11 protein-coding genes are annotated in these 15,239 nt (G+C 73.7%); 7 read left to right on the forward strand and 4 right to left on the reverse strand.

Going from position 1 to position 15,239, the window contains the following annotated elements; genetic code table 11:
* The first annotated feature begins 46 nt into the window (after window positions 1-46).
* Window positions 47-733 (forward strand): hypothetical protein, encoded by a 687-nt coding sequence (locus tag AB0P17_RS23565; protein ID WP_365813851.1) that lies wholly within the window; start codon window positions 47-49, stop codon window positions 731-733.
* 145 nt (window positions 734-878) lie between these two features.
* Window positions 879-2,492: a ricin-type beta-trefoil lectin domain protein gene (locus AB0P17_RS23570; protein WP_365813852.1), complete on the forward strand. Its 1,614-nt coding sequence runs from the start codon at window positions 879-881 to the stop codon at window positions 2,490-2,492.
* 90 nt (window positions 2,493-2,582) lie between these two features.
* Here AB0P17_RS23570 and AB0P17_RS23575 read toward each other — a convergent pair whose 3' ends face one another.
* From AB0P17_RS23575 to AB0P17_RS23585, 3 genes are all read right to left on the reverse strand, one after another.
* Window positions 2,583-2,816 carry a hypothetical protein gene (locus AB0P17_RS23575; protein ID WP_365813853.1) on the reverse strand — a complete coding sequence of 78 codons (234 nt, stop codon included), beginning with the start codon at window positions 2,814-2,816 and terminating at the stop codon, window positions 2,583-2,585.
* A gap of 147 nt (window positions 2,817-2,963) precedes the next feature.
* The gene (gene malQ, locus AB0P17_RS23580; RefSeq protein WP_365813854.1) at window positions 2,964-5,198 is read right to left on the reverse strand and encodes a 4-alpha-glucanotransferase; all 2,235 of its coding nucleotides are present in this window, start codon (window positions 5,196-5,198) and stop codon (window positions 2,964-2,966) included.
* Between the two features lie 22 nt (window positions 5,199-5,220).
* Window positions 5,221-5,454 carry a hypothetical protein gene (locus tag AB0P17_RS23585; protein WP_365813855.1) on the reverse strand — a complete coding sequence of 78 codons (234 nt, stop codon included), beginning with the start codon at window positions 5,452-5,454 and terminating at the stop codon, window positions 5,221-5,223.
* 404 nt (window positions 5,455-5,858) lie between these two features.
* Here AB0P17_RS23585 and AB0P17_RS23590 point away from each other — a divergent pair, with 404 nt between their 5' ends.
* Window positions 5,859-8,933: a beta-N-acetylglucosaminidase domain-containing protein gene (locus tag AB0P17_RS23590; RefSeq protein WP_365813856.1), complete on the forward strand. Its 3,075-nt coding sequence runs from the start codon at window positions 5,859-5,861 to the stop codon at window positions 8,931-8,933.
* A gap of 7 nt (window positions 8,934-8,940) precedes the next feature.
* Here AB0P17_RS23590 and AB0P17_RS23595 read toward each other — a convergent pair whose 3' ends face one another.
* A complete protein-coding gene (locus AB0P17_RS23595; protein WP_365813857.1) occupies window positions 8,941-9,474 on the reverse strand; it encodes an HNH endonuclease in 534 nt (177 codons plus the stop codon).
* A 361-nt stretch (window positions 9,475-9,835) separates the two neighbouring features.
* Here AB0P17_RS23595 and AB0P17_RS23600 point away from each other — a divergent pair, with 361 nt between their 5' ends.
* From AB0P17_RS23600 to AB0P17_RS23615, 4 genes are all read left to right on the forward strand, one after another.
* Complete coding sequence (locus AB0P17_RS23600; protein ID WP_365813858.1) at window positions 9,836-10,900, forward strand: mechanosensitive ion channel family protein; 1,065 nt, start codon at window positions 9,836-9,838, stop codon at window positions 10,898-10,900.
* 415 nt (window positions 10,901-11,315) lie between these two features.
* Window positions 11,316-12,614: a hypothetical protein gene (locus AB0P17_RS23605; protein WP_365813882.1), complete on the forward strand. Its 1,299-nt coding sequence runs from the start codon at window positions 11,316-11,318 to the stop codon at window positions 12,612-12,614.
* Window positions 12,615-12,625: 11 nt separating this feature from the next.
* The gene (locus AB0P17_RS23610; protein WP_365813859.1) at window positions 12,626-13,690 is read left to right on the forward strand and encodes a glutamate ABC transporter substrate-binding protein; all 1,065 of its coding nucleotides are present in this window, start codon (window positions 12,626-12,628) and stop codon (window positions 13,688-13,690) included.
* Window positions 13,691-13,857: 167 nt separating this feature from the next.
* Window positions 13,858-15,186 (forward strand): hypothetical protein, encoded by a 1,329-nt coding sequence (locus tag AB0P17_RS23615; RefSeq protein ID WP_365813860.1) that lies wholly within the window; start codon window positions 13,858-13,860, stop codon window positions 15,184-15,186.
* Window positions 15,187-15,239: the final 53 nt, after the last annotated feature.

Consider the following 15,239-nt stretch of genomic DNA (forward strand, 5'->3'; position numbering starts at 1 on the left):
CGGTGTCAGCAGGAAACACCGCAACCGACAGCCGCTGGAGATCAAGATGCGTTCGCGTCTCGCCGCCCGTTCCGCCCGCCTCGTCCTCGCCGCCGCCACCGTAACGGCCCTCGCCGCGACCATGACCGCCTGCGGCCCCGAGGAGGACGGCGCCACGGACGCCGCGGCCACCTCCTCCGCCACTTCCGGCTCCAGCGGCGGCAGCTCCACCACGGGCGGTTCCGGCGACTCCGGCTCCGACTCCGGTTCCAAGGACTCCGGCTCGAAGGACTCCGGCTCCTCCGACTCGGCCGCCGACTCCGACGACTCCAAGAAGGACGGCTACGGGCAGTCCTGCGGCACCAACGACGTGAACTTCAAGGTCACTTCGGAGACCCAGGCCGGCGGCTACTACCTCATCACCGTCTCGGCCAAGTCCGGCATCACCTGCTACCTGGACCCCAACACCCCCAGCGTGTCCTTCGGTTCCAACAGGAAGGGCGTCGCCTCCCCCATCGGGCAGGGCGGCGAAGACCCCATCAAGCTCACCGGCTCCGTCGTCGCCTACGCCGGCGTCAACCCCAAGACCACCCAGGACGACAACGGCGTGGAGTTCGAGAACATCATCATCGCCACCTCGGAGGACGACCCCGACCCGGCCGAGATCAAGCTTCCCGACACGGCCACCGTCGACAAGCCGGTCGTCACCAACTGGGACGACGAGATCTCCGGGGCCGTCCCGAACCTCGTCTGACCCACCCTCGGTTCCCCCGCAGGCGGTGGTCCGGGCGGGTGCCGGTCCCGGCCCGGCATCGCCGGCCGCCCCCGGCCCCGGCCCCGGCCCGGACCACCGCCTACCCAGTTCAACTCCCCTGCGGTGTTTATGAGATGGTCCGGTCGTGAATCAGCTGCGTACCACTGACCCCACCAAGCTCGGCCACCACACGATCCTCGCGCGCATCGGTGCGGGCGGCATGGGACAGGTGTACCTGGGGCGTTCGCCCGGGGGACGGCTGCTCGCCATCAAGGTGGTCAGGGAGGACTTCGCCGAGTCCGCCGACATCATGGCCCGGTTCCGGCGCGAGGTGGAGACCGTGGGGCGGGTGCGCAGCGCGTACACGGCGGCGCTGGTCGACGCGGAGGTCGACGCCCGGCCGTACTGGCTGGCGACGGAGTACGTGCCGGGCCCCACGCTCGCCGCGGTGATCCGGTCGCAGGTGCCGGGCGGGCTGCCGCACCGGTTCTGTCTGCTGCTGTTCGCCGCCCTCGCCGAGGCGCTCGCGGACGTGCATCTGCGCGGGGTCAGCCACCGCGATCTGAAGCCGCAGAACATCATCCTGTCGGCCGACGGGCCCCGGCTGATCGACTTCGGCATCGCCCGTACGACGGACCAGACCGCGCTCACCCAGGTCGGACAGACGGTGGGCAGCCTCGGTTACACCGCGCCCGAGGTGATCACCGAGAGCCTGGTCGGCCCGCCGGCCGACGTGTTCGCCCTCGGCGCGACCATGGCGTACGCGGCGACCGGACGCGGCCCCTTCGGGGACAACGCGGCGGGGGTGGTCTACCGCAGCCTCAACGGGGAGATCGACGTCGACGGCGTCGATCCGGACCTCGCGGAACTGATCACCGCGTGTGTCGAGGTGGCGCCCGAGCGGCGGCCGGATCCCGCGGAGATCATCCGGCGGTGCGATGTGCGGTCCGCTCTCACCGAGGATCCGGTCTACCGGCAACTCGTCGCCGCGCAGAGCCCCACCCCGACGGTCCTGGACGGGGTGGCGGGCCACCCGGATCCCTCGCGCTCCCCGGACTCGCCGCCCGTCGCCGCCGCGCACACACCGCACACACCGCGGACTCCGCACGAGGACCCGACGGTCGCCGCGGCGCCCCGGACGCTGCTCGCCCCGGCACGGCTCGTCCCGGCGCCTCCCCCCGCGCGGGACGCCGGGCGGCGGGCCGCCCTGGTGTCGGCGAGTGCCGCCGTGCTCGTGGCGCTCGTCGGGGCGGTTTTACTGGTGGTCAGACCCAGCTGGGGTGACGACACCGTCGACGCGAGCGGGCCGTCGTCGCCCACGGGGGCGGTCGAGTCCCCCGTCGAGCTGGTGCCCAAGGAAACCGGCCCCGCGGAGCCGGAGGGCGCGGTGACCGGGATGGACGCCAAGTGCCTGCACGTCGCCAACTCCGACACGGAGAACGGCGCCGGGCTTCAGCTGTGGACCTGCAACAACACCGACGCCCAGCGCTGGAAGGTGCTCGGCGGGGGCCAGATCCAGGCGCTGGGCAAGTGCATGGACGTGGAGTGGAGCGGCACCGACAACTGGACGCCCGTACGGCTGTGGGACTGCAACGGAACCCCCGCGCAGCAGTGGGAGAGCCAGGCCGACGGGACGCTCAAGAACGTGGGGTCGGGCCGGTGCCTGGACCTCGAAGAGGGAAAATCGGAGAACGGCACGCCGCTCATCATCTTCGACTGCCACACCGGCGTGAACCAGCAATGGCAGCTCCCCACGTAGGGCCTGCCGCCCTCGGGTCACCGGACACGCGCGAAGGCGCCGCCCGGGCACCGAGCTGTGGTGCGGGCGGCGCCTTCGGAGGCGGAGGCGTCAGGCGTGCTGCTTGCGGGACTTGTCGAGCACCATCACCAGACCGGTGATGACCCCGAAGATCACCAGCGGCGCGACCACGAACAGGCCGAGGGTCTCGGCCACACTCAGGCCCGGGCCGGGGTCGTCGCCGTCGTCCCGGGTCAGCGCGAGGGCCGGGGACGTCATGAGCAGCATCATCAGCGTCGTACCGGCCGCCAGGGCGCCGGCGCGCAGAGTGTTCTTCTTGTCCACGGTGCAAACGTAGCGAACGCCCCTGAGCCCCGCGCGGGCGGGGTGCCGTACGAGCCTGTCCACCGGGCCGTACGAGCCCGCCCGCCGGGTCCGTACGCACCCGCCCCCGCGGTGCCGGACGGGCCCGTCCGCGGGTGGCGCCCGGGCTCATCCGGACCGCAGCACCTCCGTCAGACGGTGCAGGCGCGGCGAGGCGGCCAGCTCCTCCAGCGTCATCGGGCGGCCCCGCGCGTCCGCGACGGGCAGCCGCCAGTTGGGGTACTGGTCCCAGGTGCCCGGCAGGTTCTGCGGGCGGCGGTCGCCCACGGCGTCCGGCAGCCAGACGCCGACCATCCGCGCCGGGGTGCGCAGCAGGAAGCGGTAGACCGCGCGGATGGCCTCCTCCTCGTCCTCGTCGCCGCCGTAGCCACCGGGCAGCAGCCCGAGCCGGGCGAGGCAGCCGAGCCACTCCGCGACCTCCGCGTGCTCCTCCGACTGCTCCCGCGCCAGCGGGCGGGTGAGCAGGCCGAGGCGGTGGCGCAGTTCCACGTGCTCGCCGGTGAGCCGCGCGGCGGTGGACGGCAGGTCGTGGGTGGTGGCGGTGGCCACACACCCCTCGCGCCAGCTCTCGGGCGGCAGCGGACGCCCCGTACCGGCCCAGTCGCGCTCGAACCAGAGCACCGAGGTGCCGAGCACGCCGCGCCGCTCCAGCGTCTCGCGCACGCCGGGCTCGACCGTGCCCAGGTCCTCCCCTATGACCACGGCGCCCGCCCGGTGCGCCTCCAGGGCGAGGACGGCGAGCATGGCCTCCGCGTCGTAGCGCACGTACGTGCCGTGCGTGGGCGGCCGCCCCCGCGGCACCCACCAGAGCCGGAACAGTCCCATGACATGGTCGATCCGCAGCGCCCCCGCGTGTCGCAGCAGGCCCTGGAGCAGTCCGCGGTACGGGGCGAAGCCGGACGCGGCCAGGATGTCCGGGCGCCAGGGCGGCAGCCCCCAGTCCTGGCCCAGCGCGTTGAAGGCGTCCGGTGGGGCGCCGACGGAGATGCCGTCCGCGAAGGCGTCCTGCTGCGCCCAGGCGTCGGCGCCGTCCGGGTGTACCCCGACGGCGAGGTCGTGGACGATCCCGACGGGCATTCCGGCGTCCCGGGCGGCGCGGGAGGCGGCGGCGAGCTGTCCGTCCGTGAGCCAGGCGAGGCGGCAGTGGAAGTCGACGCGGTCGAGCAGCCGGGTCCGGGCGGCGGTGGTCTCGGCGGAGCGCGGGTCGCGCAGCCCGTCCGGCCAGTCGCGCCACCGGGGGCCGTGGACCTCGGCGAGGGCGCACCAGGTGGCGTGGTCCTCCAGGGCGCGGCCCTGGGCGGCGAGGAAGTCGCAGTAGTCGGCCTGCCGGCCGGGGCCGAGCGGGACGCGGTCGAGGATCTCCAGGGCGGCGCGCTTCAGCTCCCACACGGCGTCACGGTCGATCAGCCCGCCGCCCTCCGGGGCGTCGGGGCCGGAGGCTCGGCCCTTCTTGCCCAGAACGGCCTCGCGGAGCGCGGCGCCCTTCTCCGCCAGCGCGTCGAGCCGCTCACGGTCCGGGCCGCGTACGTACGCGTACTCCGGCACGGCCTCGATCCGCAGATGGACCGGGTCGGGGAAGCGGCGCGAGGAGGGGCGGTACGGGGAGGGGTCGGCCGGGGCGCCGGGCACGGCGGCGTGCAGCGGGTTGATCTGGACGAAGCCCGCGCCGAGGGACCGGCCCGACCAGGTGGCCAGTTCGGCGAGGTCGCCGAGGTCGCCCATGCCCCAGGAGCGGGTGGAGAGGAGGGAGTAGAGCTGCACCAGGAAGCCGTGGGTACGGGCGGGGGCCTCCGGCACCCGGTCGGGCGCGACGACGAGCACGGCCCGTTCCGTACGGCCGTCGGGGGCCTCGACGGAGAGCCGGTGCACGCCGAGCGGCAGCCGGGCCCACCCGGAGGGGGTGGCGGGCACGCAGGTCGCCGCGGGCGCGGGGGCCGCGCACGGCAGTTCGACCGTCTCCCCGCGCGCGCTCCGCCAGTACTCGACCTCCACGCGGAGCGTCGAGCCCGCGGGGAGCGCCGTCAGGGCGGCCGGCAGCGGCCGGTCCGCGCCGGCACCGCCGCTGTCGCCGGCGTCGTCGACACCGTCGGCACCGTCTGGGGGGACAATCCCGGATCCGCGCGACGGGTGCCAGAGGACCAGCGTGGGCGGCAGCAGACGGCTCCCGGCGGCGGACTCGGCACGGCTCAGGGCGGCGCTCACCGCCGCGGGCGTGGACGCGTCGACGCCCAGCGCGGCGAGCACGGAGACGACCGTGTCGTCGGGGACCGGGACATCGGTGCCCGGTGCGGGTGAGTACGCGGTGGCGACACCGTGCAGCTCGGCGAGCCTGGCCAAGCCCATGCGGACTCCTTGGTTCAGACGGTCATACCCCTGGGGACTCCGTACCGCCGGCGGTGCCGGGCGCGGTCGGCTCACTGGTCAGCGGGGCGGTGTCGGCGAGGGGCGGTTCGCTGGTGAGAGGGGCGGCGTCGGCGAGCGGGGGCTCACTGGTCAGGGGGCCCGCGAGGTCGGCGGCGAGCGGAGGCTCGCTGGTCAGCGGCGCGGGCCCGGTCTGTTTGGAGAGTGCGGAGAGCAGGAGCTGAGCGGATGCGGCCATGACGGCGCCTCCAGATGACGGGGAACAGGACACCGCAGCCCTACCCAGCGGACGGGACCGCAGACGTCCACCCCCCGTAAACGTGTGTCGAGTCACGATCTGTTCCTCGAACCCGCGGGCCCGCTCGAACGTATTGGCGCCCAGTGGTTGATCAACGCCGCGATGCGGGGTCCTGCTTACCACAACGGGCAAATGCGACACAACGGCCGCATGCATTGACACCCTCACCACGGGGGTGGTGGGCTCGTGAGCGCTCGGCGCCGGGTTGCGACCCGGTTGCCGGACCGACTCCCACAGGACGGTGACGGAACGGCGTTGGCGGACTTACGGCAGGCTCTCGGCACGGCGCCGGGGCCAGACAGCGGTACCGGTGGTACCGGGAAGCAGCAGGAGGGGAGTCGGGCATGCAGCTCGGGCACAGCGCGCACCGGAGGGGGACCGCGACCGCCGTGGCCGTCGCCGTGATCGGCGGTCTTCTCGGCACCGCGCCGGGTGCGCTCGCCGCCCCCCGGGATCCGGGGTCCCCCGCGGCCTTGTCACCCGAACGGGCGAGCCGGGACAAGGTTCCCGCCGTCTGGCCCCGGCCGCAGACGATCCGGGCCGCCGGGAAGGCCGTACCCCTCGGGGACGGGGCGACCGTCGTCGCGGACGCGGGAGCCGATCCGTACGCCGTGCGGGAGCTGGCGGCGGTGCTGCGCTCCGCGGGGGTCCGTACCGTGCACAGCGTGACGGCGTCCGTCACCGGAGCCCTTCCCGGGAAAGGCCCGGTCGTCCTCGCGGGCGGGGCGGGCGCGCGGGCCGCGCTCGACGCGCTGCGCGCCCCCGAGCAGGCCGACATCCCCTCCGGGGGCTACCGGCTCGCGGTGGGCACCGTCGCGGGCCGGGGCACCGTCGCCCTGGACGGCATCGGCCCCGACGGCCTGTTCCACGCGGCCCAGACCCTGCGCCAGCTCATCTCCCCGAACGGCACGGGCAACGACGACGAGCGGCCCGCCGTTCCCGGGGTGGTCGTACGCGACTGGCCGGGCACGGCCGTACGCGGTACGGCGGAGGGTTTCTACGGCCGCCCCTGGAACCACACACAGCGCCTCGCGCAGCTCGACTTCATGGGACGCACCAAACAGAACCGCTATCTGTACGCGCCCGGCGACGATCCCTTCCGGCAGGCGCGCTGGCGCGATCCGTACCCCGCCGCGCAGCGCGCGGACTTCCGCGAGCTGGCGGAGCGCGCCCGGCGCAACCATGTGACGCTCGCCTGGGCCGTCTCCCCCGGCCAGGCCATGTGCATGTCCTCCGAGCAGGACCTCACGGCGCTCCAGCGCAAGATCGACGCGATGTGGGCGCTGGGCGTGCGCGCCTTCCAGCTCCAGTTCCAGGACGTCAGCTACAGCGAGTGGCACTGCCGGGCGGACGCGGAGACGTTCGGCTCCGGCCCCGAGGCGGCGGCCAGGGCGCAGGCGCAGGTGGCGAACGCGGTCGCGGCCGGGCTGGCCGAGCGGCACCCGGACGCCCAACGGCTCACGGTGATGCCCACGGAGTACTACCAGGACGGTGCGACGGAGTACCGCGCGGCGCTGGCCGGGGCGCTCGGCCCGCGCGTCCAGGTCGCGTGGACGGGCGTCGGGGTCGTGCCGCGCACCATCACCGGCCGGGAGCTGAAGGAGGCACGGACCGCCTTCAAGCACCCTCTGGTCACCCTGGACAACTATCCGGTCAACGACTACGAGCAGAGCCGGCTCTTCCTCGGCCCGTACACCGGCCGGGAACCGGCGGTCGCCACCGGCTCGGCCGCGCTGCTCGCCAACGCGATGGAACAGGCGTCCGCCTCGCGCATCCCTCTGTTCACGGCCGCCGACTACGCGTGGAATCCGCGCGGCTACCGGCCCCAGGAGTCCTGGCGGGCCGCGATCACGGATCTCGCGGGCGGCGACGGCCGGGCCCGTGACGCGCTGGGCGTGCTGGCGGGCAACGGGGCCTCGTCCATCCTCGGCGAGCCGGAATCCGCCTATCTGCGTCCGCTGCTGGACGCGTTCTGGCGCGCGCGCACGAGTTCGGACGGCCGGGCGCGCACGGCCGCGGCGACCGCGCTGCGGAGCGCGTTCACGGCGATGCGCGAGACCCCGGAACAGCTCTCGGGCACGGCCGGCGGCCTGCTGGAGGACGAGGTACGGCCCTGGCTCGACCAGCTCGCGCGGTACGGCGAGGCGGGCGAGCTGGCGGTGGACATGCTGAGCGCCCAGGACCGCGGCGACGGCGCGGGCGCGTGGCGGGCCTCGGTGGACCTGGCGCCGCTGCACTCGGCGGCCGGGGCGAGCAAGGCGACCGTCGGCAAGGGTGTGCTGGGCGCCTTCCTGGACCGGGCGGTGAAGGAGGCCTCGGCGTGGACGGGCGTGGGGCGCGCGAAGGACCAGTCGGTCACGGAGGACACCGATGAGGACGGCCGGCGCACGTACACCGTCAGCGTGGGGCGGCCCCGGCCCGTCGAGACGCTGAACACACTGACCGCGCCGGGGACCGGCGCGGGCGCCGCTGTCGAGGCCCATGTGCCGGGGCAGGGCTGGCGGCCGCTGGGGCCGCTGTCGCCGAGCGGCTGGACCGAGCCCGCCGGGACGGCGCTGAAGGCGCTGAAGGGGAAGCCGGTGGACGCGGTACGGATCGTGTGGTCCGGCGGCCGGGCCGGTCCCGCCGGGTCCGCCGCGGCGACCCCGCCGGCCGATGTCGCGTTCGTACCGTGGTTCGCCGACGAGCCCCGGGCCGGTCTGACCCTGGCGCGGGGCGAGACGGACGCGCGGATCGGCGGCGGTCCCGAACGGGTGGAGGCGCGGCTGACGTCGCTGCGCCCCGGCGGGGTGAAGGGCGACCTGACCGCGAAGGCACCCTCCGGCATCAAGGTGACGGCGCCGAAGGGGACGACGGTGCCGCGCGGCTCACAGCGGACCGTTCCCGTCGAGGTCAGCGTCCGTGCGGGCACTCCCGCGGGCACGTACGAGGTGCCGCTCTCGTTCGCGGGCGAGGAGCGCACGCTGACGGTACGCGCCGCACCGGACACCACGGGGCCGGATCTCGCCCGTACCGCCACGGCGTCGTCCTCGGGCGACGAGACGCCCGACTTCCCGGCCTCGGCGGCGGTGGACGGCGACCCGGCGACGCGCTGGTCCGCCCGGGTCGAGGACACCGCCTGGCTCCAGCTGGAACTGGCCCGCCCGGCGCGGGTCGGCCGGCTGGTGCTGCGCTGGGAGGACGCGTACGCGAGCCGCTACCGCGTCCAGGTCTCCGAGGACGGGCGCAGGTGGCGTACGGCGGCGACGGTGAAGGACGGCAGGGGCGGCCGGGAGGCGGTCGGCCTGGACGCGAAGGACACCCGGTACCTCCGGATCCAGGCCGATGCCAGGGGCACCCGCTTCGGGTACTCGCTGTTCTCCGTCGAGGCGTACGCGGTGCGGAGCGGGCCCGCCGATAAGGAGCGGGCCCGCGATTGAGCGGCTGCTACAGGAAGGAGTCGATGCGGGCCACCGCGTCCTCCGCTCCGTACGGCTGCAGGTACGGCATCCAGCGCGGGTCGCGGTGGCCGGTGCCGATGATGCGCCAGGCCAGGCCGGACGGCGGGGCGGGCTGGTGGTTGAGCCGCCAGCCCAGTTCCCTCAGGTGGCGGTCCGCCTTGACGTGGTTGCAGCGGCGGCAGGCCGCCACCACGTTGTCCCACACGTGCTGCCCGCCACGGCTGCGCGGAATGACGTGGTCGACGCTGGTTGCGACGCCACCGCAGTACATGCAGCGTCCGCCGTCACGGGCGAAGAGCGCCCGGCGGGTCAAGGGGACGGGCCCCCGGTAGGGGACCCGCACGAAACGCTTGAGCCGTACGACGCTGGGGGCCGGGATGACTCGGGTCTCGCTGTGCATATAGACGCCGGATTCCTCAAGACAGAGGGCCTTGTTCTCCAGAACGAGGACGAGCGCGCGGCGGAGCGGTACGACGCCGAGCGGCTCGTACGACGCGTTGAGGACCAGGACATGCGGCACGGATGCCTCCTTGTACGCCGGCGGCACGTGGCTCGCGCCGGGACGATCTGCTCTCAGTCTCTCCTCATGCCTGGTCGAAACGCCACCACGTCCAGGTAACGGGCTCGGAGTGTTTTCTGCCACAGGAGCCACCGGGAGGCCCCGTGGCAGGGGTCCTGCCCGCCCCGGGCCGCACCGGGGCCGTACGGGCACGCCGCGGGGCCCACGTGAGGCGCGTCTCTCCGTCGCGCGGGGCGCGGGACGGGCCGCGTTGCCCCGTTAGTGTGGTTCATCCGGTCGCCCGCACGTGGCCGGATGTCGCGTTTCCGCCGTACCGCTCGCGCCGCACCACCGGCCGGCCCGCATCTGGAGGTTCCCCGTCGTGTCCTGGTCCGTCCCACTGGCCGCCGGCTCCGCGTCCGACCCCGTCACGCTCGACGAGGCGGCGGACCGGGCGGGGGACGCGGCGAGCTGGGTGGAGGAGAACTGGGTCACCTGGCTGAGCATCGGCCTGCGGATGACGCTGATCCTGGTGATCGCGCTGGTGCTGCGCCATGTGATCCGCCGGGCGCTGACCAAGCTGATAGACCGGATGAACCGCAGCGTCCAGACCGTCGAGGGCACCGCCCTGGGCGGGCTGCTGGTCAACGCCGAGCGGCGCAGGCAGCGCTCGGAGGCCATCGGGTCGGTGCTGCGGTCGGTGACCTCGTTCCTGATCCTGGGCACGGCGGCGCTGATGATGCTCGGCGCGCTGAGCATCAACCTGGCCCCGCTGCTGGCCTCCGCCGGGGTCGCCGGGGTGGCGCTCGGCTTCGGCGCGCGCAACCTGGTGACCGACTTCCTCTCCGGCGTCTTCATGATCCTGGAGGACCAGTACGGCGTCGGGGACACGATCGACGCCGGGGTCGCCTCCGGCGAGGTGATCGAGGTGGGGCTGCGCGTCACGAAGCTGCGCGGCGACAACGGCGAGATCTGGTACGTACGCAACGGTGAGGTCAAGCGGATCGGCAACCTCAGCCAGGGCTGGGCGACGGCCGCCGTGGACGTGATGGTCCGGCCGACGGAGGACCTGGAGCGGGTCCGTACGGTGATCCAGCAGGTGGCCGAGAAGCTCGCCAAGGACGATCCGTGGAACGAGCGGCTGTGGGGCCCGGTGGAGGTGCTGGGCCTGGACTCGGTGCTGCTGGACTCGGTGACGGTCCGGGTCTCCGCGAAGACCATGCCCGGCCAGGCGCTCCGGGTGGAGCGTGAGCTGCGCTGGCGGATCAAGCTGGCCTTCGACGAGGCGGGCATCCGGATCGTCGGGGGCGTCCCGGCCCCGGTGGAGGAGGAGTCCGCGCCGGACCCGTCGGCGGGCGTCGCGGCCCCGTCGGCGCTGGCCAGCCCGACGTCCCCGCAGTCCGTGGCCGCGTCCCCGCTCGCGCCGCCGCCGAATCTGGCCAAGTAGGGGCCGTGGAGCAGGCGCGTGGGTCAGGCGCGTGGGTGCGGGGAACGAGGGGTACCGGGGGAAGAAGTCGGGTAGCCCGGTCGTGAGTCATCCGAAGGCGTACGAACTGCCGTGAAGGGGAACCGATCACCGGGCCCCGGCGTATTCATGGTGGGGAGAGCGGGCGGCTGCGCCGGGCGGTTCGTCAATCAAGATCCAGTCAGCTCTTGCGCAGTTGTCGGTACCTGCGGCCATACTGCTGGCCGAGAGCTGTCCCCCGGCCCGCAGGGGGCGGGCCGCCGTCGTCCATGACCGAGGGGGAGGTCACGTGACATACCCGCCGAATGTGCGCACAGCGCCACCGTCGGCTCCGCAGCACGCGCCGGCGCCACCGTCCGCGCCACCGGGCACGCCGCGACCGCCGGCGCGGCGCGCGGTGTGGTGGGAGACGACGGACCGGCTGCGCGCCGCGGCGACGACGGAGCCGGGCCGGCTGCGGATCATCGGCGCGGCCCTGGCGCTGCTGGTGGTGGCGTTCGGCGCGGTGACGGCGTGGGAGGTCACCGACCGGCACTCCGCCGCGGGCGACGTGGTGAGCCGCAGCCAGCCGCTGAGCGCGGACGCGGCGAACATCTACCGCTCGCTGGCCGACGCCGACACGGCCGCGGCGAGCGGCTTCCTGGCGGGGGCCCAGGAGCCGGCCGCGGTGCAGAAGCGGTACCGGGAGGACATCGAGACGGCGTCGGGGCTGCTGATCACGGCGGCGACGCACACGGACAGCGGGAGCGAGTCCGGCCGGCAGATAAGAACGCTCAACGAAGGACTGCCGCGCTACACCGGACTGGTCGAGCGGGCCCGCGCCAACAACCGGCAGGGGCTGCCGCTGGGCGGCGCCTATCTGCGGTACGCCAACGAGCAGATGACCAAGGAGCTGCTGCCGGCCGCCGAGAAGCTGTACGCGGCGGAGACGGAGCGGCTGGCGCGGGACAACGACGACGCGCGGCTGTGGCCGTTCGTCTCGCTGGCGGTCGGTGTCGTCGCGCTCGGCGTGCTCGTGTGGGCGCAGCGGCGCAACTTCCGCCGGACCAACCGCGTCTTCAACCACGGCCTCCTCGCGGCCACCGCCGGGGCCACGGTCCTGCTGCTGTGGCTGGCCGTCGGCCAGACCGTCGCGCGGACCGAGCTGAACAACGCCCAGACGCAGGGTCAGGAATCGCTGAAGGTCCTCAACGAGGCGAGGATCAACTCGCTCAAGGCGCGCGCGAACGAGAACCTCACCCTGGTGGCCAGGGGCGCGGTCCTCACGGCGGACGGCAAACACGACAAGTACGAGACGGACTACACAACGGGCATGGACAAGCTCAGCACCGCGCTCGGCGAGGCGAAGAAGCTCGCCGACGACAGCGCGGGCGGCAGACCGGTGGACGAGGCGATCTCGGCGGTCACCCAGTGGCGCGAGCGCCACACGTCGGTCAGCGAGACCGACCAGGCCGGTGACTACAGCGCGGCGGTGCGGAAGGTCATCGGCGACGACGGTTCGACGGGGCAGTCGTTCGACACGGTGGACAAGGCGCTGCGGACGGCGGTCGCGCAGGAGCAGAAGGAGTTCAAGCGGGCGGCGTCGGACGGCAGGGACGCGCTGACGGGGCTGGCGGTCGGCGCGGGGGTGCTGGCCCTGCTGGCGGCGGTGGGCGCGATCCTGGGCATAGGCCGCAGGCTTTCGGAGTACCGGTGAGAGGGAGCGGGATGACTGCGAGGGACAGGCTCAGCCGGTTCCGCGGGACGCGCGGTGCCCGGCCGTTCGACAGGCTGCGCGGCTGGGGCGGTGTCTCGGCGATGGCGGGCGCCTGTGTGCTGACGGCGTCGCTCACCCTGCTTCCGCTCTCCCACTCCGTCGCGGAGCGCCCCGACGGCGGGGCGGAGCGCACGGCCACGGCCGTTCCGGCGGCGACAGCCGAGGAGTGCCAGGAGCCGGAGCGCAGCGTGCCGGCCTCGAACGAGGACGGTCCCTCCATCCAGGAGATCAAGGCGCGGGAGAACCGGAAGCTGGTCATCGGGGTGGACCAGAACAGCTACCGGTGGGGTTATCTCAACCCGGACACCAAGGAGCCCCAGGGCTTCGACATCGATCTCGCCCGTGCCATAGCGAAGGACATCCTCGGCAGCGAGAAGGACGTCATCTTCCGCGCCATCCCGACCAATCAGCGGGTCGCCGCGCTGGACAACGGCACGGTCGACCTGGTCGTCAGGACGATGACGATCAACTGCGACCGCATCAAGCAGGTCGCGTTCTCCACGGCCTACTTCGAGACGGGGCAGCAGGTGCTCGCCCCGAAGGGCTCATCGATCACCGGGTTCAACAGGACTCTCGCGGGCAAGCGGGTCTGCACGGCGAACGGGTCGACGGCGTACAAGGCGCTGGAACAGGAGTCCTACGGCGCGATATTCAAGGACGAGCACGACAACACGGCCGGCGACAAGGACCAGCTGACGGTGCCCAACCAGCTCGACTGCCTGGTCAGGCTCCAGCTCGGCGAGGTCGACGCGGTGGTCACGGACAACGCGCTGGCGGCCGGCCAGGCGGCCCAGGACCCGGCGGTCGAACTGGTCGGGGAGCCGCTCCAGCCGGAGTACTACGGCGTGGCGGCCAAGCTCGGCAACGATGATCTGGTGGCCCGGGTGAACAAGGTGCTCGACGGGTATCGCGCGGGTGGGGCGAACAGCCGCTGGATGCTCTCGTACGACAAGTGGCTGAAGGCGGCGCTGCCGGGCATCAGCGCTCCGCCCGCGGCGAAGTACAAGGACGGCTGACGGCCGACGGCTGATGGAGCCGGGGAAGCACCCGGCGGCGGACGACAGTCCCGACGGACGGCAGCGGCAGCGGCAGCGGACGACGGTGGCAACGGCGGCGGAACGGGATCGGACAGCGCCGGCAGGCACGCGCCACGGCGGCGTACGGCGGAGCGGAGAGGTGATCGATGGGCGGCACGGGCTCCTTTCCCGAGGCGACGGGAAGGCCACCGGGACCGGTGATGGACCGGGACGAGGTGGACCGTGCCCTGGCGCGCCTCGAAGCGGAGCACGAGGCGATCGAGAGTTCGCTCCTCGCCCTCCAGGACCACGCGGGGCGCCGCCTCCTCGAAGGGGCCGAGCTGACCGGGGTCACGAAGGACCGCTGGGCCACCGCCGAAGGCGCGATCACCCTGCTCTGGTCGTACTTCGACAGCTACACCGCCGCGCTGACCGGCGCCCGTGAGGCGCGCGCCCGGCGGCGCTGGCCGAATCGCGACGACCTGGTGGAGCTGACGGAGACGCTGCGCGGCCGGGGTGTCACCGTCGCGGGCTCCGCCCGGCCGCTGCCGCACCTCACCGGCCCGGCCCGGCTCTCCGAACACTTCACGCTCGCCGAACTGGTGACGCGGATGAACGAGCTGTACGCGAGCTCGCTGGACATGGTCGTGACCGCGGACTCCGTGTGGTCGGCGCTGCCCGCCCGGATCGACCTGCTCTCCGCGGAGTTGCGGCGCACGCGTTCGCTGGCGCACTCCGTGGGCGTACGGCCCGGGGAGCATCCGGCGGGCGACGACCTGGAGTCGATCACCCACGAGCTGTCCACGCTCCGCGCCCAGGTGATCTCCGATCCACTGGCCTTCTGGCGGCCCGCGCCCGGCAGTTCGGCCCCGGGCGGCGGCCGGCCCGACACCGAGCGGTACGACCGGGCGGCCCGCGCGCTGGAGGACGTGCGCGGCGAGATCGAGGCGGTCCTGCGGGTGCGCCAGGACTCGGAGGAGCGGCTGATGCGGCTGCGCGACGTGCTGTCGCGGGCCGACCGTACGCTCGCCGAGGCGCGCACGGCCCGCGGTGAGGTGCTGGCGAAGATCGCCGCGTCCGAGGTGCCCGCGGTGAGCGGTCCGCCGACCGTGCTCCACGAACGGCTGTCGGCCGCCGCGGAGTACCGCAGGCACGCCCAGTGGCACCGGCTCTCGCCGCTCCTGGAGTCGCTGGAGCGGGAAGCGGAGGACGAACTGCTGCGGGCCCGCGAGTCCCTGACCGCGGTCACGGCGCCGCTCGCGGTCCGCGCCGAACTGCGCGGCCGGCTCGACGCGTACAAGGCGAAGGTCGCCCGGCACGGCATGGCCGAGGACCCCTTCCTGATCGAACGGTACGACGCGGCGCGCCGCATGCTGTGGAGCGCGCCCTGCGATCTGCGCGTCGCCGAGCAGGCCGTCCTGCGGTATCAGCGGGCCGCGGCGGACGTCCTCGTGCCCGGCCCGCCGGGGCCAGCGGACCGCGGGGGTGGGGCGTGAGGGTGAACGGCTCCGGCACGGAGAGCGGCATGACAGCAGGCGAGCAGGGGGAC

Origin of the sequence: Streptomyces sp. NPDC088124, assembly GCF_040685895.1 — a bacterium.
Classification (GTDB): Bacteria; Actinomycetota; Actinomycetes; order Streptomycetales; family Streptomycetaceae; genus Streptomyces.

Bases quoted from the DNA above. Each gene is read 5' to 3' on its own strand.
- AB0P17_RS23565 (WP_365813851.1), top strand. From the start codon at position 47: ATGCGTTCGCGTCTCGCCGCCCGTTCCGCCCGCCTCGTCCTCGCCGCC.
- malQ (WP_365813854.1), bottom strand. From the start codon at position 5,198: ATGGGCTTGGCCAGGCTCGCCGAGCTGCACGGTGTCGCCACCGCGTAC.
- AB0P17_RS23585 (WP_365813855.1), bottom strand. From the start codon at position 5,454: ATGGCCGCATCCGCTCAGCTCCTGCTCTCCGCACTCTCCAAACAGACC.
- AB0P17_RS23590 (WP_365813856.1), top strand. From the start codon at position 5,859: ATGCAGCTCGGGCACAGCGCGCACCGGAGGGGGACCGCGACCGCCGTG.
- AB0P17_RS23610 (WP_365813859.1), top strand. From the start codon at position 12,626: ATGACTGCGAGGGACAGGCTCAGCCGGTTCCGCGGGACGCGCGGTGCC.
- AB0P17_RS23615 (WP_365813860.1), top strand. From the start codon at position 13,858: ATGGGCGGCACGGGCTCCTTTCCCGAGGCGACGGGAAGGCCACCGGGA.